Below are 16,980 nucleotides of genomic sequence, written 5' to 3'. Positions count from 1 at the left end.
TTTTTTGAAAATGACAAAGCGTTATAGAATAGGTGTCAAAATTGAACAAATCAGTGAAAGTACCTTTTATCATTTTAGCAATTGCGCCGTTTTTTATTTTCGCCGTTACGCTCATCTCCGTCATATATGGAACAAAGGAAATAAGCCCGTTAACGGTTTGGAAGACCCTCATTTCTTTTAACGAAGCCAATGTAGATCATCAAATTATTTGGACAGCGCGGATACCAAGGGCAATTGCTGTATTGATTGTAGGGGGCTTCCTGGCAGTAGCAGGGGCAGTAATGCAGGGGATTACACGGAATTATTTGGCTTCACCTTCATTAATGGGTGTAAATGATGGCTCTGCTTTTGTCATTACACTAGCCATTATCTTTTTGCCAGGCTTATCGAATTACCAAATGATATTATTATCAATGCTTGGTTCGGCACTTGGTGCAGGGCTTGTCTTTGGCTTTGGATCATTGATCAGAAATGGGCTGACACCTGTCAGGCTTGCTATTATCGGCACAGTCATCGGTACATTTTTAAGCAGTATTGCATCTGCTATTGCGATGTATTATCAAGTATCGCAAACGGTTGCGGTCTGGTATAACACAAAGGTTCAGTCTGTTGACCCTGACATGCTACGGCTGTCTATTCCTTTTGGAACGGTAGGTATTCTCCTTGCTCTGGCAAATGCACGGGCAATCACCATCACATCGCTTGGCGAGGATGTTGCCGTTGGGCTTGGACAAAAGACAAGAACAGTACGACTACTTAGCATGCTTTCCGTTGTCCTGCTTACCGGTACAGCTGTTGCCCTAGTCGGAAAAATCGCATTTGTTGGTCTCGTTGTTCCTCATATTGTCCGATTTCTAGTCGGGGAGGATTACAGGTTCATCATTCCTTGCTCGCTTATGACCGGTGCATTTTTCGTTAGTCTTTGCGATTTAATCAGCCGCTATGTGAATTTTCCATTTGAAACACCTATTGGCGTCATCACAGCCATTATCGGTGTGCCGTTCTTTTTATATTTAATTCGTACGCGTGGAGGTGGAAAACATGCTTGACTCCACGTATCGCCGATTTTGGATAGTAATAGTTGGGCTTATAGTACTGATTTTCACAGGTGTTTATTTACATATTACAAATGGCATGTTTGATATGTCTATACTGCAAGTTATAAAGACATTGATTGGGCTGGAGGAAAATGAAAATTTCCGTCTTGTTATTTTTGATTTCAGGCTGCCGCGTATCGTTATCGCTGCTCTAGTAGGAGCAGGGCTTGCGATGGCAGGTGTCGTGTTGCAGGGCATTACAAAAAATGGTCTTGCCGATCCGGGGATTTTAGGAATCAATGCAGGTGCCGGAGCTGCTGTCGTTATTTTTATGTACTTTTTTCAGTTTCAGGCATTATGGTCGGATGGCAGTGGTGGGATGAAAATTATGATGATGCCGCTTTTTGGGTTCATTGGCGGGGCATTGGCCGCAGCACTGATTTTCTTTTTTGCTTTGAAAAGCGGTCAACTTGATACACAGAGGCTCATTTTAACAGGGCTTGCGATCAACAGTGGATTTGGTGCCCTTTCGATGTTCATTTCGCTGAAAATGAATGAGAAGGATTATGAATCAGCAGCTGTTTGGCAGGCAGGTACCATTTATAATGCAAACTGGTACTTTATTATTGCTATGCTGCCGTGGATTATACTGATAGGCTGGCATGTCTATAAAAAGGCCTATCTGCTTGATTATTTTCAGCTTGAGGAACATACAATTGTTAGCCTGGGCATCCAGCTTGAAAAAGAGAAAATTATCCTTCTACTTGCAAGCGTAGGGTTGGTAAGTGCTTGTGTATCCGTATCTGGCAGCATCGGTTTTATCGGGCTCATGGCTCCGCATATTGCAAGGCAATTAGTTGGGATCAAGCATCGATTAGTGATGCCCATCAGCGCGTTAATTGGTGCAGGATTACTCATTTTTTCAGACTTTATTGCCAAGACGGTATTTGCACCAGCAGAGCTGGCCGTAGGAATTGTTGTTTCTATCATTGGCATACCATACTTTTTATATTTACTTGTAAAGGCAAAATAGGAGGGGATAGGATGCAAGCAGCTTTTCGAATCGAGGGACTGACGGCAGGCTACGAAAAAGTGCCCATCTTTGAGAATTTAAGTGTAGAAATAGCGCAAGGAAAGGTGACAACAATTATTGGTCCGAACGGCTGTGGAAAGTCGACATTACTAAAAACAATCGGTCGTATATTGAAAAAGGAGAAAGGGCAGATTTTCCTGCAGGAACAGGATATGCAAATGCTGTCCACCAAGGAAATTGCTAAAAGACTGGCGGTCTTATCCCAGTCACCTACAGCTCCCTTCCAGTTAAAGGTAGAGGAGCTCATTTCCTACGGGCGCTATCCACACCGTAAAAACGTCAATCAATTATCTAAAAAGGATAAGGAAATGATGGAGTGGGCAATGGAAGTAACAAATACATCTGCGTTCCGTGACCGTGAGCTTGCCCAATTATCAGGAGGTCAGCGGCAGCGAGTCTGGCTGGCTATGGCATTAGCACAAGAGACGAGCATTTTGCTGCTGGACGAACCTACTACCTATTTAGATATGTCCCATCAAATGGAAGTGTTGAATATTGTTCAAAAGCTGAACAGAGAGCACCAATGTACGATTGTCATGGTGCTACACGATATTAATCATGCTGCCCGTTATTCTGATGAAATCATTGCAATGCGGGATGGCGCGATTATTGGCCATGGACCACCGCTTGCCATTATGACCTTTGAACTTCTAAAGGATGTCTTTCAGATTCAGGCAAAAATTATGTATGATGAGGAACTTCATATCCCTATCTGCATTTCTTATGATGTGTTTAAATAACGGTTTGAGCGTGGCCTACTTTAGGCTGCGCTTTTCTGTTATACGTATAACAGAAAAGCAGAGTAAACGGACAGTAAGGATTCAGGCATTTTCATCTAAATGGAGCGTAGAATAATAATGGGTGTATGCAGTCGAAAGGGGATATGTCAAAAATGAATGGTGGAAAACTTTCTTTATAAAAGAGAACGCGGCATCTATTGTTTCAGGAGTATAGTTGTCAGCAAAATAATAAAAAGACTATCCAGCAAAATTTCCCGGATAGTCCTACGCTGCCTATAGCAAACAAATTATTTATTGAATAAGTCGAATAAGCCGCCGATACCGCCTTCACCTGTGGATTTGCCGCCGCCGCCCTGCGAAATAGGAGCTGCTGCAAAGACACGGCTCGCCAAACGGCTGAATGGAAGGGATTGCACCCATACTGTTCCTGGTCCGCGCAATGTAGCAAAGAAAATACCTTCACCACCAAATAAAGCTGTCTTAACACCGCCAACCGCTTCAATATCATAATCCACGTCAGATGTCATAGCTACTAAACACCCTGTGTCAATACGGAGTCGTTCGCCAGGGTGCAGCCTGCGCTCATGGATTGTGCCTCCTGCGTGAATGAATGCCATGCCATCACCCTCAAGCTTCTGCATGATAAAACCTTCACCGCCAAAGAAGCCAGTTCCTAGTTTACGCTGAAATTCTACTCCTACAGATACACCTTTAGCAGCCGCTAAAAATGCGTCCTTTTGACAAATAATTTTCCCATTTAATGTACTTAAATCCATCGGGATAATTTTCCCAGGATATGGAGAGGCAAAATAGACATGGCGCTTTCCTTTTCCTTCATTCGTAAATGTTGTCATGAAGAGACTTTCACCTGTAACAAGGCGTTTTCCGGCTCCCATTAATTTACCCATAATGCCACCGCCGCCTCGGCTGTTGGAGCCATCGCCAAAGATTGTTTCCATTTTAATATCGTCTTCCATCATCATTAATGCTCCGGCTTCTGCCACTACCGTTTCGTACGGATCAAGTTCGACTTCTACAAACTGCATATCATCACCAAAAAGTTTGTAGTCAATTTCATGATTGTTCATGTTATTGCCTCCTGAAAAAAGTTATTTAATACCTAATACTTTATGAGTGCCTAAAAAGTTTCATTAATCCCGAAAAAAATCGCAGGAAATAATTATATAGAAAAAAAGGGCTTAAAGTAGAAAATGTCGAATAAAATGACAAAGGCGATTACCTGATTATGTAAGGGAGGGACGGAAGATGAATGTGAAAAATTATATTGATGGGTGCTGGAGAGAGGGAGACCTGAAAACGGTACCTGTTATTAATCCGGCAAACGGAGAGCAGATCGCGATGATTCCATTATCAACCCAGGATGAGGTAGACGAGGCGGCTTTAGCAGCGAAACGTGCACAAAAACAGTGGGCACTCGTACCTGCGCCAAAACGAGCGGATTATTTATATGAGATTGGTTATAAGTTGAAAGAAAAGAAAGAGTATTTAGCCGAGCTGCTCACAAAAGAGATGGGTAAGGTCATTGAAGAGGCACGAGGAGAAGTACAGGAAGCGATCGATATGGCATTTTATATGGCTGGAGAAGGAAGACGCCTGTTTGGGGAGACCGTACCTTCAGAGCTTGCCAATAAATTTGCTATGAGCGTTCGTACGCCGGTTGGGGTAGCAGGGTTAATCACGCCTTGGAACTTCCCGATTGCTATTGCATCCTGGAAGGCATTTCCTGCTCTTGTATCAGGCAATACAGTTGTTTGGAAACCATCAAATGAAAGTCCTCTTATGGCCTATGAATTTGGGAAAATTTTTGAAGAAGTAGGGTTGCCCCCCGGCGTAGTAAACATTGTTTTCGGAGCGGGCCCTACTGTAGGGACAGCAATAGTTGAACATCCGGATATCTCGATCATTTCCTTTACTGGCTCAAATGCAACGGGAAGTAAAGTAGCGGAGCTGGGAGGTAGGCTACTTAAAAAGGTATCACTGGAGTTAGGCGGTAAAAATGCAGTTATCGTTATGGATGATGCAAACCTGGATCTAGCGGTGGAAGGGATTTTGTGGAGCGCATTTGGTACAGCCGGCCAGCGGTGTACAGCATGCAGCCGAGTCATTGTTCACAAAGCAGTGAAAGAGGAAATAGTAGACCGCCTATTAAAAGCAATGGATCAGCTGACAATCGGTGATGGGCTTGATCCAAAGACAAAGGTAGGACCGGTAGTAAATAAGGCAGCGCTGGAGAAAATCAACCACTATGTACAAATTGGGAAGCAGGAAGGAGCTACTTTAGTAAGAGGCGGCAATATTTTAGCTGATCCACCTTATGATAAAGGGTTTTATTTTGAACCGACATTATTTACAGACGTACGTCCAGATATGACGATTGCCCAAGAGGAAATTTTCGGGCCGATCATCAGCTTAATTGAAGTTTCTAGTTTAGATGAAGCAATTGAGGTAAACAACAATGTGAAATTCGGTCTTTCCAGTGCTATATTCTCACAGGACGTCAATACAATCTTTAAAGCGCAGCATTTGCTTGATACAGGCATTGTCTATATAAACGCCGGGACAACGGGTGCAGAGATCCATCTGCCATTTGGCGGTACAAAGGGGACGGGAAATGGGCACCGTGACTCAGGGCAGGCAGCGTTGGATGTATATACAGAATGGAAGAGCATTTACGTAGATTACAGCGGCAAACTGCAGCGTGCTCAAATTGATACGTAAAAATAGAAAGCAAAGGGGATGTCTATATGAAGGTGGTCGTATTAGGTGCTGGACTAATGGGGAAAGAAGTGGCGCGTGATCTAGTAGCGAGCGAAAAGGTTGAAAAAATCATTTTGGCGGATGTGACACCGGAAAAAGGACATGAGTTCGTCCAAGCATTAGGGACGGATAAAATCGACGTAGCAGCATTGGATGCCACATCAGATGAAGCCCTTCGCCAAATAATGGCGCAGGGAAATGTCGTAGTAAACGCTTTATTCTATGAGTTCAATGAGCGAGTCGCAAAAGCAGCAATCGAAGTGGGGGTGCATGCGGTAGATTTAGGAGGCCATATTGGCGGGATAACAGAAAACATCTTAAATTTATCGGAAGAAGCTGCTGCAAAAAAAGTAACGATTATTCCAGATTTAGGGGTAGCACCTGGAATGATCAACATTCTAGCAGGCTATGGGGCAACGAAGCTGGATAAGGTGGAATCCATTAAATTATACGTAGGCGGTATTCCGACAGACCCTAAGCCGCCTCTTAAATACACACAGGTATTTTCACTGGAAGGGGTATTTGATCATTATACGGAGCCGAGTAAGGCAATTCAAAAAGGCAAGCTGACAGAAGTAGAGTCACTTACCGGTATTGAACCAATCTATTTTGAGGGATTTGGTGTATTAGAGGCGTTTTATACTTCGGGGGGCATTTCTACACTTTACAAAACATTCCCTAATATAAAAACACTTGAATACAAAACAATCCGCTACAAAGGGCATGCAGATCACTTTAAGCTGCTTGCCGAGCTGGGATTCCTCAGCAAGAACAATATGGTACAGATAGAAGGCCGTGATGTATCTGTACGTTCAGTCGTTCGGGAAGCACTGAAGAAAAAGCTTGATATTGGCAATAATGTGGACGCTGTACTTCTGCGAGCTATTATTGCAGGCGAAAAGAATGAAGAGCAGATGACGTATGAATACGAAATGATTGTACGTAAGGATGAGGAAGCGAATGTGACAGCTATGGCCCGTGCAACGGCCAATACTATCTCGATTGTGGCACAGATGATCGGAAATGGAGAGATTGACCAGCGCGGTGTGTTCCCACCGGAGCAGATTGTTCCAGGGAGAGCGTTCATTAAGGAAATGTCAAAACGGGGCGTTGTTATTAAGGAAACATCACACCGCTCGGCAATGATCGTGAAATGGTAGGGTGAGCTTATGAATTTTGACTTTACGGCAGAGCAGGAGTTATTGAGAAAAACGGTGAGGCAGTTTGTAGATGCAGAAATTATGCCATATATCGGGGAGTGGGATGCTGCAGGTGCGTTTGATAGACGCATCTGGCAGCGCCTTGCTGCTCTTGGGTTAATGGGAGTATGCGTACCTGAAAAATACGGCGGGGCAGGCATGGATTATAATAGCCTTGCTATCGTATGTGAGGAACTGGAACGCGGGGACACAGCTTTCCGAACGGCTGTTTCTGTGCATACGGGTTTGAATTCCATGACCCTTATGCAATGGGCGACAGAAGAGCAAAAGCAAAAGTACCTGGTTCCGCAGGCAAAAGGCGAGAAAATCGGCGCCTTTGGACTAACAGAGCCAGCAGCAGGTTCAGATGTTGCAGCCATGCAGAGCACAGCTGTCCGTGATGGGGAGTATTATATATTAAACGGCCAAAAGACATGGATTTCACTCTGCGATGTAGCAGACCATTTTATTATTTTTGCTTACACGGATAAGTCGAAGAAGCATCATGGCATCAGCGCTTTTATTGTGGAGCGTACTTTCGAAGGATTCTCTTCAAAGGCGATTAAAGGCAAATACGGCATTCGGGCGGGGAATACGGGAGAATTGTTCTTCGAAGACGTTCGCATACCGGCGGAAAATCTCCTTGGCCAAGAAGGGGAAGGATTTAAAATTGCCATGTCTGCCCTCGATAACGGCCGCTTCACTGTAGCAGCAGGAGCAGTAGGCCTCATTCAGGCATGCTTGGAGGCAAGTATTAAATACTGTAAGGAACGGGAAACGTTCGGTAAGCCGATTGGCGAGCATCAACTAGTTGGTCAGATGCTTGCACAGATGGAGGCAGGCTATCAGATGAGCCGGCTGCTTGTATATCGTGTAGGAGAGCTAAAGAACAAAGGAGTCCGCAATACCCGTGAAACGTCGCTTGCGAAATGGCAGGCTTGTGATTTTGCCAATAAGGCGGCAGATGATGCACTGCAGATCCATGGCGCCTATGGCTATTCTGACGAGTATCCGGTTGCAAGATATTTACGCAATTCTAAAGCACCTGTTATCTATGAAGGAACAAGGGAAATCCATACGATCATGCAGGCAGATTATGTACTTGGCCGTCGCGAAGACAAGCCGCTTAATCATATGCTGCCGTCTTGGCCTTTTGACTAGCAGATTGTATAGAAGCCATAACTATTTACTAAACAGCGGCGGTGGAAAAATAGAGAAGCCTGCAAAGCAGGCTTCTCTATTTTAAAGTGTATTCCTTTTCCAAAATAGAGTAGTAATATTGGTCCGTCCATTGCCCCCGCCACATCAGCTCCCCTCTAAAGATTCCTTCTCGGGTCATGCCGATCCGCTCCATAACAGAAGAAGACGCAATGTTTTGGGCGTTGCACATACCGACAATTTTATGAGCGCCAAGCCCTTCAAAGCTCCATTTTAAAAGAAGTTCCGCTGCTTTTCCTCCATAACCTTTCCCGCTATATTCAGGCAGTACAGCAAAGCCGATTTCCCAACTTTCCCTAAAATCGATATAGCTCCAGATTTGGGCTAGGCCGATTTTTTCTATCGTTTCCCCCTGTTATAAACAGATGAGGAAATCGTATCTTTTTGGTTTTGCTTTATCCGCTAGTCTTTGGCTATACTTCCTCCATACAGTGTCTAAATCCGTTTCTACCGATTCTTCGTACTGCCATAACTCACGGTCACACTCGATTTGGCAAATGAAATCTAAATCTTCATTGGAAATAATTTTTAAAAATAAATTGCCGCTTGTTAACTTCATTCCTGTCATTTCCTCCTTTTAAAGCTCATTGTCATTGACGAGCTGACTAATGAATACACATGAATTCCCCAACTTTTCTCTATAACATGGCTTTCTATAAGGATATCCTCCAAAATAATCCTATTCTTGAGAGTGTACAGGCTGTATTCTTTTTACAAAATATACAGAAAAAGCGTAACTTTTTTTCCTGATGTAAGTCTACTGTAAAAAAGGGAGGCAGGATGGAATGAAAGAAAAAAAGAAGTTAAAAATTAGTGGAATATTAGCATTGGCAGCGGTGCTCTTGTTTGGGGTTGCTTATTTCTTTAGTCCGCAGCCTCATGCGTACGCCTCATCGATTGTTTTTGAGGATCAGGGTTTTTATGCAAGCTTCGATAGACAGCTTAAGAAAGCAAGTATTTCAAATGGCGAGATTTATGTGTTAGGTGAGAAGGGGAAAAAGGTAAGTCCTTTTATTTCTCTGGAAGAGGATAATAAGACACTTGTCATAAAAAAACTGACAGAAGGTTCCTATACTCTTCATATAAAAAAGACGGCGTTTAAGAAGAAGGCTTCCTCCGATATAACGATTTCTTTTTCAGTAGTAAAAGAATTGCAGGCCATTAAGTCTGAAAAGGATTTACAGGATTATTTCCAAGCAGTATTAAATGAGGGCAATAACTCTTACGTCCAAATAGAGGAAGAAAAGTCTGATTCTATGGTCAGCAATGACACAGCAGGCTCCTCTTCCGGTACAAACAATCAGGTTGAAGGTATTGAAGAAGGAGATATTGCTGTTACAGATGGAAAATATATTTATTCGATTAATGATCAAAGCATCTTTATTACGGATGCAAAAAAGATGGAGATAGCGAGTAAAATCGGTCTGCAGGAAGCCTATCCATCGAAGCTTCTTTTGCATGAAGGAAAACTGCTCGTATTTTATGATAAATATGTGGAGGAAAAAAGAAAAAGAGGTTATTATTCTGGAACAAGCATGACGCAGGTCGCAGTCTATGACGTTTCTGATGCCGCAAAGCCGCAGCTTATCCGGGAAGTAGGTCAGGAAGGATATGCGGTCGGCATACGGGAATATAATGGCATTTTATATATGGTAACAAACAGCAGTCCAAACTATTGGCTGCTGCAGGAAGAGAAAGAGCTGGATTTAAGACCGCGACTATTCGATTCAAGTAAAAAGGAAATGACGCGTGCACCGCTCGATACTATCCATATTTTTCCGGGAAGCAGGGAGGCAAATTACGCCATTGTTTCAGCACTTGATCTGCGTAAGGGCAAAAAGGGCGAATTTGTAGTAGAGACATTTGTAGGCGCAGGCTCATCGTTGTATATGTCAGAAAAAGCGATTTATATGGCGGCGCCGTCCTATACATCTTTAGGAGCGATACAGTATTCTATAGGGGAAACATCGATTATGCCGATGTGGAACAATGATACAGAGTTATATAAGTTCACCATTAATGGTACTTCTATCGACATGACTGCCCGGACAACAGTTGAGGGATCACTCGTTAACCAGTTTTCTATGGATGAGTATAATGGATACTTCCGTATCGCTACTACGACAGGGCAGGCCTCGATGCAGGGGGCGAATTCCAATAATCATCTGTTCGTTTTGGACGCAAATCTACAAGAGGTTGGAAAGCTGACGGATTTAGCCCGGGGGGAAAAGATTTACTCTGTCCGATTTATGGGAGAGAAGGCGTATATCGTTACATTTAAAGAAACAGACCCTCTCTTTATCATCGACGTAGCAAATCCTAAAGCTCCTAAAGTGCTTGGTGAATTGAAAATTCCGGGCTTCAGTAATTACCTGCATCCACTCGATGAGACGCATCTTATTGGAATCGGCTACGATACAAAAGTAGAGCCGGATGCATATACGAAGCAGCCGATCGTTTATACGATGGGAATGAAGGTATCGCTGTTTGATGTAAGCGATGTTTCAAAGCCAAAAGAAGTAGACAGTGAGATTATCGGTGGACGAGGGACATATTCAGATGTACAGCACGACCATAAAGCTTTGTATCGCGACAAGAAAAATAACTTTTATGGATTCCCTGTTGTCCTTTATAATAAAGAACAATATATGGGTGGCGGCGCCCTTATCTACCGTATTACTTCTGACGGTATTGATCTTGCCGGAGATTTAATCACAAAGGCACAAGGGGAACAATATGAGGAATGGAATACAAGCGTGCAGCGGTTACTGTATGTCGGGGATACAATGTATGCGATCTCACCGTCTAAAATTGAGTCCTATCACCGAACAACATTTGACAAGCTGAAAACAGTAAAATTGAAATAAAACAGGAGGTGTCCGGAAAGTTTTCTCTGGGACACCTCCTTTGCGGAATAATGACATATTGATACGTCCGCACGTATATTGCGGGGAATAGCTGTGTTAAAAGCTACATTAGCTTTTAACACAGCCTTTTCTAATTTATTGAAACAGTTTATAAGGTAGTGAAAAGGCGATACTTTTGCGAAGTGGCAAAGGACTGCTATAGGAAGTTTGCCATTTCTTCATTTGTGGGAATGGTTAATGATAGGGCAGTATTTCGCTTACAGTTACGAATTCATAGCCTTCTTTTGATAAGAACTCAAGAACTGCAGGAAGCGCATCAGCAGTTGATTGATGGATATCGTGCATAAGGATAATGGCATTATTATGTATTTGCTGTTTTACCATTGCAACTACTTTATCAGCATTTTTATGTTTCCAATCTAATGTATCAATCGACCAAAGAATACCGTCACGCGGAAGATTCTGTTCAATTGCTTCATTTGTTGCACCGTAAGGAGGACGAAATACAGTGGCCTCTTGACCGGTGGCATTAAAAATTGCCTCTTCAGTTGTTGCAAATTCATTCATAACTTGAGCCGCTGTTAGTTTAGTAAGCACAGGATGGCTCCATGTATGATTCCCTAATTCATGACCTGCATCCTTCACTTTCCGGGCAATATCCGGGTAATGCTGAACGCGGTTCCCAAGCATAAAGAATGTTGCTTTCGCGTGATAACGCTCTAAACATTGCAAAATTTGAAGCGTTACTTCAGGATGCGGGCCATCATCAAAAGTGAGTGCTACCCGCTTCTGCTCGTTTCCCTGACTAGCAGGAGGTGTCTCTGTTGTTCCAATTGGCTGCTGAAAGTCGGAGGCAAGGAGCGGATTCAAAAATGACAACGATACATTGATTGAAAGAGGGCCCACTTTGGCAGGGGCAATCATCCCTGCATCAAAGTATATGATGAGCTCATTATGAGAAATAGCAAATTGGTCAAATAAGACCCAACGAGGCTCTGTTGCAAGGTCCACTTTATCCGGCCAGATGCTCCTACGTGAAGTGGGACTGGTTTTTAATCGAGTCCGTATATGGTGGGAGAGTGTTTCCAGACTATTTATATCTTCTCCGAGCAACGTCCGGATATCTATAGTTCTAGCGTTCTCCTTATCATAAAAAATGGTTTTTATGTTTGTCTTTATGTCTTTATCATTTTTGGAAATATGCTCGGTAAAAACGAAGGAAAAATATTTGCCATTGTGCTGATATGTATCCAATTGGATTGTAAGCGCGGCTGGCGGAGAAGTATTCCCGTCTTTATTTTTACTTTTAAGCATATCGTTTATATAGGATTTTTTTGATTTTTGTATGTAATCTTCTATGATCGTATTGAATTTTTCATCTTCTATTTGTGGATACTGGATGAAAAAGGGTACACTGCGTTCAGTTGATTTTTCTGTCACCACAAGAACTTCCGGGAAAGTGGAAGATTCTTTCGTTACCGTTGAATCAATCGGGGATCCGGCAGCTGTTTTCTGGGAGTGAGAAAATGCTTTCCCGTCTTCTGAAGTGATGAAAAAAACAATAGCACCAGTCAATGCTAATATAAAAGTAATTAATGCAAAGTCAATCCAAGGATTGCGCCTTCTTCCAGGTATATGCTCCATGATGTATGCGCTCCTTTCTATTACTGTCAATATCCATGGGATTTATAAAAAAGAAGTTGAGGTTTTTTCATTTATTCGTTAAGATGTGTCTATCCAAAAGGGGGGTTCCATTTCCAGATGAACATATATGATAATGAATTGGCAATCGACTGTATTTTGCTTGCAGGCCGCATTATGATGGAAAGCGGGGCCGAAACATATCGGGTAGAAGATACAATGCTGCGTATGGCGCACTCTCAAAACATGGAAAACTCGCAAAGCTATGTAACGCCAACGGGGATTATTTTCTCCCTCGGAAGGACCCAGCCTACGAGAATCACATCCATTTCTACAAGGGTCACAGACTTGCATAAAATAGCACTTGTAAATAATGTATCTAGAAAACTTACATCTCACATCATAACATTGGAACAAGCTTATGACGAGTTACAGAAAATACAAAAAACTAATTACTTTTTGCCGATTTTACTTCAAGTATTGGCAGCATCTATTGCCAGCAGCTGCTTCATCATCTTATTGAAAGGCTCTTGGCTAGATGTACCGGCAGTCTTTGTGGCTGGCGGTGTCGGCTTGTATGTTGTAACCGTTGTTCATGCAAAGACAAGGGTGAAATTCTTCTCGGAGTTTTTGGCAGCGCTGGTAATAGGAATCATCGCTTTCTTAGCGGTGAAATTTGAAGTTGGACAAGATTTAGACCGCATTATTATTGGGGGAGTCATGCCTCTCGTACCTGGCTTACTTATGACGAATGCAGTCCGTGATTTAATGGCAGGGCATTTTATGGCAGGTATGGGGAAAGGTGTAGAAGCATTTCTGACGGCCTTTGCGATAGGAGCGGGAATCGCTCTTGTGCTATCTTTTTAACTTGAAGTGGCAAATGGGCAGAGGACTCACTTCAGCGGGTAACCGGTATGCCTGTAAAAACTGCAGGCTCAGGCGGTTATCCGAAAAGGTGATTTAGGCTGGCTGCTGTATAGTATCAGCTAACCGACATGTGTGCTGTCAGCGTAAGGGCGAAGCTTCATACAGGTATAACAATATCGATACATAATAGATGGAGGGGACGTCAATATGGAAACTTTTTTACAAATAGGGCTTAGCTTTGTGGCAACAGCCTGCTTTGGCGTCATTTTCAATGCACCCATTAAAGCCATTCCATGGTGTGGTATTGTAGGAGCAGTAGGATGGATAATTTACTCCTTATTATCTCAAAATGGTGTATATGAAGTGCATGCCTCTTTTTTAGGTGCTTTTGTCGTAGCCATCGTAGCGCATATTTACGCTAGACAATTCCGGATGCCGATGATTGTATTCAGCGTCTCCGGCATTATTCCGCTTGTACCCGGTGGTATTGCTTATAATGCGATGCGTCATATTGTTGAGGTGGATTATTTAACAGGGATGGAATACGGGATGCGTGCCTTTTTAATTTCAGGCGCTATTGCGATGGGCCTCGTTTTTGCTGAAGTCATCATGCAGCTGATGTTCCGCTTTATGAATAGAGGACGTACATCCATCCAATCATTTGTTAAAGAGAAGAAAGCAACAAAATTAAAATAAGAAAACCCGCTGCATCGGTAAAAAGATGAGCGGGTTTAGTTTTACTGAAAACAAGCTATTTGCCTAATTACAGACTATAGCATTGCGTGGCGCATCAAATGATGAATTATCTGAAGATGATCCTCGGTTATTTTCCACTATACATATATTCGATTTCCTTAGGCTCTACAGGTCTGCTGATATAATAACCTTGGATACTATCGCAGCCGTAGCTTTTCAGTAAATCTTTTTGTTCCTCGATTTCAACGCCCTCTGCTAATACAGTTAAGTTCATCGATTTTCCGAATTTCACCATACCATCAATTAAACGCTGCGTTTTTTCAGACTGCAGCAGGGAGCTGATGAACGTTTGGTCGATTTTCAAGATTTCAATTGGCAGCAGCTGCATATAGCGGAAGGAAGCATAACCTGTACCGAAGTCATCTAGCGCAAAGGTAATACCTTCATTTTCTAGTTGGCGCATTTGCTTAATAATGGATGTTTCTGCTTCAGCCTCTAATGCAAACTTCTCCGTGATTTCAATTTGAAGCAGGCTAGGCGGACAATTTGTTTTCGCCAGTGTATCCAAAATGGATTTTGCCATATTTTTATCCCGGAATTCACGTACCGAAGAGTTAATGCTTACCTTTAGGTTGATACCGGCATTACGCCACTCTACAGCCTGTTCACAGGCACGCTCCAGCATGAAGGAGCCGATACGGTTGATTAAGCCGGTTTCTTCGGCGATCGGAATCAATTCATCTGGTGCCACAACACCTATTTCCTCATCTTCCCAACGAACAAGCGCTTCAACGGCTGTTATGTTGCCTGTTTTTAAATCCAATTGCGGCTGATATAAAACTTTTAAGTTCTTTTGGTCTAAAGCCAAAAGCAGACGTTTCTCAATTACAGCTTTACGGTTTAGAGCCTTATGCGTTGTTTTTGATAAGGAAACGATACTGTCGCCCCCAGCTTCCCGGACAGAAGCAATCGTTGCAAGAGAAGCCTTCATCAGCTGTGTGAATGTCGATTGGTCTTCTGGATAACGTGTAATCCCCCCGCTTACAGAAAGCGGTACGGCTACATTCTGGTTATAGATTGGATGTTGCTGCAAATACGTCAGGAATCCCTGGGTAAACCATTCAGGCAGCGGAGTGATGACAACAAATTCATGCTCGTTAATACGTGCCATCGTACTGTCCTGGAAGTACATTTTCATGCGTTTTGTAAATTCTACAATAAGTCCGCTGTCTATCTCACTTTCGTGCAGGTCTTTTAATGTGTAAAATTTATCAATGCTTAAGTAAACGAAAGAAAAATGCCGTTTTGCCCCGATCATGTCGTTAATGATTTTCTCAAGGCGATGGATATTCATCAAACCCGTTTCTGTATCAATATAAGCGATTTTTTCGAGCTGCAGCTGAATAATTTTATCTTTTGTAATATCTTTTTCAATAAGGGTGAAGCGAGTTTTCTCCTTCGTTAGCCCAAGGGTCGGAATAGCCGTCAAATGCACCCAATAAGTTTGGCCGTCCTTTGTTGCCTTCTCTACTTCTCCCTGCCATATATGTCCATTATTCATTGTTCTCCAAATTGTCTGTGTAAGCTTTGCGCTTTCCTCATTCTCAGGGAACAGCTTCCAAAAAGTCTTGCCGAGTACACGTTTTGGCGTCCAATGGCTTGCTTTTAAAAATTGCTGGTTACAGCCAATAATGAATCCTTCGTAATCCAGTGTGACAGTCATAAAAGAAGACTGGATCCCGTTTTGTAAATTGATAAGCTCCTGCTGCTGATCATCTGCCGTCACAACGTCCTGTTGGGGAACTGTCATGACAAAAATTGCCTCTTCTTCATTGTATCGACATGGTCTTGTCAGCAGGGAGGCTTCTATTAGCTCCTCTTTTTTTGATAGCAGGTGCAGGTGATTGAACTGGATGGATTGTTCACTAGTAAAAATTGCTTCCTGCACATCTTTTGGTAATGAAGCGAACAAGTAATCGCTTACAGAACCTTTTATAAAATCATCTGCCTCATAACCAAAATAATGACGACCTAGTGCACTCCATTTCAGTACTTTCCCTTGACGACTTATGATAAAAGATGGGAAAGGAGTCTGCTCTAATAGTTCGTTATTCATTTGGTACATTTGTAGTGGACTCATGAATAATATCTCCTTGAATTGTAAATGTATAAGAATATTATAGGTAATATCAGTCTCATAGTCACTATTAAACTACTATTAATATTTTGATAGTAATTTGAAGAAGGACTTTTATCATTGCTTTCAAAAAAAAAGAAGAAAAGATATTAAAATGGTAATAAGAAATTTATACCCTTATAAGGGAGTGCAGTATACTTATCTTTTTAAATTAACAAAGGTGTCCTATGCAGAATGGAAGGGATATTGTATTTAAATTAGGAGAAAAGAACGGAAAAGTACGGTGGAAAATCAGGGATAATTTATTGGTAAAAGAGCTTGCAATGCAAAGGGAGGATGGCTCTATATTTCTTTTCTGTATCTTTTATACTGTTCTTCTTAAAATGTTGTATATAAAAAATGATTTCTATTCCAGAAGTAAAGAAATCGGGAGAGGGGATATTACATTTATAGGCAATAAAAGGTAATGGAAACAAGGAGTTAGACTGTAGTGGACTGCAGAATAGGCGGTCATAACAGCAGAGAATGCCTAAATTGCATATCAAAAATTTGCTACCTTTTGCTGATGATTATAAATTTGTGTAACACAATTGACATATTCAACCAAATAATAGCGTGTTCTTTTTTCGAACCGACCGTTCAAAAATACTGAATATTATGTCATAATGGGGAAATAAAAGATTCGAGTTTCGAATTAATTGATAGGA

At 42.2% G+C, this 16,980-nt stretch carries 14 protein-coding genes; 9 read left to right on the top strand and 5 right to left on the bottom strand.

The annotated features are described in order from the left end of the window. Positions 1 to 41 precede the first annotated feature (41 nt). The 3 genes from BOD01S_RS14340 to BOD01S_RS14330 are packed head-to-tail and all read left to right on the top strand — an operon-like array spanning position 42 to position 2,870. Positions 42 to 1,049: a FecCD family ABC transporter permease gene (locus tag BOD01S_RS14340; RefSeq protein WP_052124785.1), complete on the top strand. Its 1,008-nt coding sequence runs from the start codon at positions 42 to 44 to the stop codon at positions 1,047 to 1,049. Then, positions 1,042 to 2,070, top strand: coding sequence for a FecCD family ABC transporter permease (locus BOD01S_RS14335; protein ID WP_036153406.1), 1,029 nt, complete (start codon positions 1,042 to 1,044; stop codon positions 2,068 to 2,070). The genes BOD01S_RS14340 and BOD01S_RS14335 overlap by 8 nt, the downstream gene beginning before the upstream one ends. 11 nt (positions 2,071 to 2,081) lie before the next feature. Then, positions 2,082 to 2,870 (top strand): ABC transporter ATP-binding protein, encoded by a 789-nt coding sequence (locus BOD01S_RS14330; RefSeq protein ID WP_036153402.1) that lies wholly within the window; start codon positions 2,082 to 2,084, stop codon positions 2,868 to 2,870. Positions 2,871 to 3,157: 287 nt separating this feature from the next. Here BOD01S_RS14330 and BOD01S_RS14325 read toward each other — a convergent pair whose 3' ends face one another. Continuing rightward, a complete protein-coding gene (locus BOD01S_RS14325; protein ID WP_036153400.1) occupies positions 3,158 to 3,958 on the bottom strand; it encodes a TIGR00266 family protein in 801 nt (266 codons plus the stop codon). A gap of 178 nt (positions 3,959 to 4,136) precedes the next feature. Here BOD01S_RS14325 and BOD01S_RS14320 point away from each other — a divergent pair, with 178 nt between their 5' ends. Genes BOD01S_RS14320 through BOD01S_RS14310 form a run of 3 tightly spaced genes read left to right on the top strand, consistent with a single transcriptional unit; the run spans position 4,137 to position 8,008 of the window. After that, positions 4,137 to 5,609, top strand: coding sequence for an aldehyde dehydrogenase family protein (locus BOD01S_RS14320; RefSeq protein WP_036153398.1), 1,473 nt, complete (start codon positions 4,137 to 4,139; stop codon positions 5,607 to 5,609). A 26-nt stretch (positions 5,610 to 5,635) separates the two neighbouring features. Next, entirely contained in the window at positions 5,636 to 6,808 is a 1,173-nt protein-coding gene (locus BOD01S_RS14315) for a saccharopine dehydrogenase family protein (protein ID WP_036153396.1), read from the top strand. 9 nt (positions 6,809 to 6,817) lie between these two features. Continuing rightward, positions 6,818 to 8,008, top strand: a complete 1,191-nt coding sequence (locus tag BOD01S_RS14310) for an acyl-CoA dehydrogenase family protein (RefSeq protein ID WP_036153394.1) — start codon at positions 6,818 to 6,820, stop codon at positions 8,006 to 8,008. 76 nt (positions 8,009 to 8,084) lie between these two features. On the opposite strand, the gene BOD01S_RS23735 is transcribed toward BOD01S_RS14310, so the two are convergent. Next, the gene (locus tag BOD01S_RS23735; protein ID WP_269845646.1) at positions 8,085 to 8,399 is read right to left on the bottom strand and encodes a GNAT family N-acetyltransferase; all 315 of its coding nucleotides are present in this window, start codon (positions 8,397 to 8,399) and stop codon (positions 8,085 to 8,087) included. Between the two features lie 21 nt (positions 8,400 to 8,420). Beyond that, positions 8,421 to 8,624, bottom strand: coding sequence for a GNAT family N-acetyltransferase (locus BOD01S_RS23730; RefSeq protein ID WP_233153149.1), 204 nt, complete (start codon positions 8,622 to 8,624; stop codon positions 8,421 to 8,423). Positions 8,625 to 8,850: 226 nt separating this feature from the next. Between BOD01S_RS23730 and BOD01S_RS14300 the strand changes: the two genes are divergently transcribed. Beyond that, a complete protein-coding gene (locus tag BOD01S_RS14300) occupies positions 8,851 to 10,932 on the top strand; it encodes a beta-propeller domain-containing protein (RefSeq protein WP_036153393.1) in 2,082 nt (693 codons plus the stop codon). Positions 10,933 to 11,166: 234 nt separating this feature from the next. On the opposite strand, the gene BOD01S_RS14295 is transcribed toward BOD01S_RS14300, so the two are convergent. Further along, a complete protein-coding gene (locus BOD01S_RS14295) occupies positions 11,167 to 12,576 on the bottom strand; it encodes a polysaccharide deacetylase family protein (RefSeq protein ID WP_036153390.1) in 1,410 nt (469 codons plus the stop codon). A 117-nt stretch (positions 12,577 to 12,693) separates the two neighbouring features. Between BOD01S_RS14295 and BOD01S_RS14290 the strand changes: the two genes are divergently transcribed. Beyond that, positions 12,694 to 13,440: a threonine/serine exporter family protein gene (locus BOD01S_RS14290; RefSeq protein ID WP_036153386.1), complete on the top strand. Its 747-nt coding sequence runs from the start codon at positions 12,694 to 12,696 to the stop codon at positions 13,438 to 13,440. Between the two features lie 207 nt (positions 13,441 to 13,647). Next, on the top strand, positions 13,648 to 14,136 hold the full coding sequence (locus BOD01S_RS14285) for a threonine/serine exporter family protein (protein ID WP_036153383.1): 489 nt from the start codon (positions 13,648 to 13,650) through the stop codon (positions 14,134 to 14,136). A 127-nt stretch (positions 14,137 to 14,263) separates the two neighbouring features. Here the strand turns inward: BOD01S_RS14285 and BOD01S_RS14280 are convergent, their stop codons facing one another. Beyond that, positions 14,264 to 16,276: a bifunctional diguanylate cyclase/phosphodiesterase gene (locus BOD01S_RS14280; RefSeq protein WP_036153380.1), complete on the bottom strand. Its 2,013-nt coding sequence runs from the start codon at positions 16,274 to 16,276 to the stop codon at positions 14,264 to 14,266. Between the last annotated feature and the right edge of the window lie 704 nt (positions 16,277 to 16,980).

Origin of the sequence: Lysinibacillus odysseyi 34hs-1 = NBRC 100172 (genome assembly GCF_001591965.1) — a bacterium.
Taxonomy (GTDB): Bacteria; Bacillota; Bacilli; order Bacillales_A; family Planococcaceae; genus Lysinibacillus_B; species Lysinibacillus_B odysseyi.
The sequence above is the reverse complement of the archived record's forward strand: the minus strand, read 5'-3'. Positions and strand labels throughout refer to the sequence as shown.

What these genes read in the sequence shown, in the direction of transcription:
- BOD01S_RS14335 (WP_036153406.1), top strand. Translation starts at nt 1,042, where the DNA reads ATGCTTGACTCCACGTATCGCCGATTTTGGATAGTAATAGTTGGGCTT.
- BOD01S_RS14330 (WP_036153402.1), top strand. Translation starts at nt 2,082, where the DNA reads ATGCAAGCAGCTTTTCGAATCGAGGGACTGACGGCAGGCTACGAAAAA.
- BOD01S_RS14325 (WP_036153400.1), bottom strand. Translation starts at nt 3,958, where the DNA reads ATGAACAATCATGAAATTGACTACAAACTTTTTGGTGATGATATGCAG.
- BOD01S_RS14320 (WP_036153398.1), top strand. Translation starts at nt 4,137, where the DNA reads ATGAATGTGAAAAATTATATTGATGGGTGCTGGAGAGAGGGAGACCTG.
- BOD01S_RS14315 (WP_036153396.1), top strand. Translation starts at nt 5,636, where the DNA reads ATGAAGGTGGTCGTATTAGGTGCTGGACTAATGGGGAAAGAAGTGGCG.
- BOD01S_RS14310 (WP_036153394.1), top strand. Translation starts at nt 6,818, where the DNA reads ATGAATTTTGACTTTACGGCAGAGCAGGAGTTATTGAGAAAAACGGTG.
- BOD01S_RS23730 (WP_233153149.1), bottom strand. Translation starts at nt 8,624, where the DNA reads ATGAAGTTAACAAGCGGCAATTTATTTTTAAAAATTATTTCCAATGAA.
- BOD01S_RS14300 (WP_036153393.1), top strand. Translation starts at nt 8,851, where the DNA reads ATGAAAGAAAAAAAGAAGTTAAAAATTAGTGGAATATTAGCATTGGCA.
- BOD01S_RS14295 (WP_036153390.1), bottom strand. Translation starts at nt 12,576, where the DNA reads ATGGAGCATATACCTGGAAGAAGGCGCAATCCTTGGATTGACTTTGCA.
- BOD01S_RS14290 (WP_036153386.1), top strand. Translation starts at nt 12,694, where the DNA reads ATGAACATATATGATAATGAATTGGCAATCGACTGTATTTTGCTTGCA.
- BOD01S_RS14285 (WP_036153383.1), top strand. Translation starts at nt 13,648, where the DNA reads ATGGAAACTTTTTTACAAATAGGGCTTAGCTTTGTGGCAACAGCCTGC.
- BOD01S_RS14280 (WP_036153380.1), bottom strand. Translation starts at nt 16,276, where the DNA reads ATGAGTCCACTACAAATGTACCAAATGAATAACGAACTATTAGAGCAG.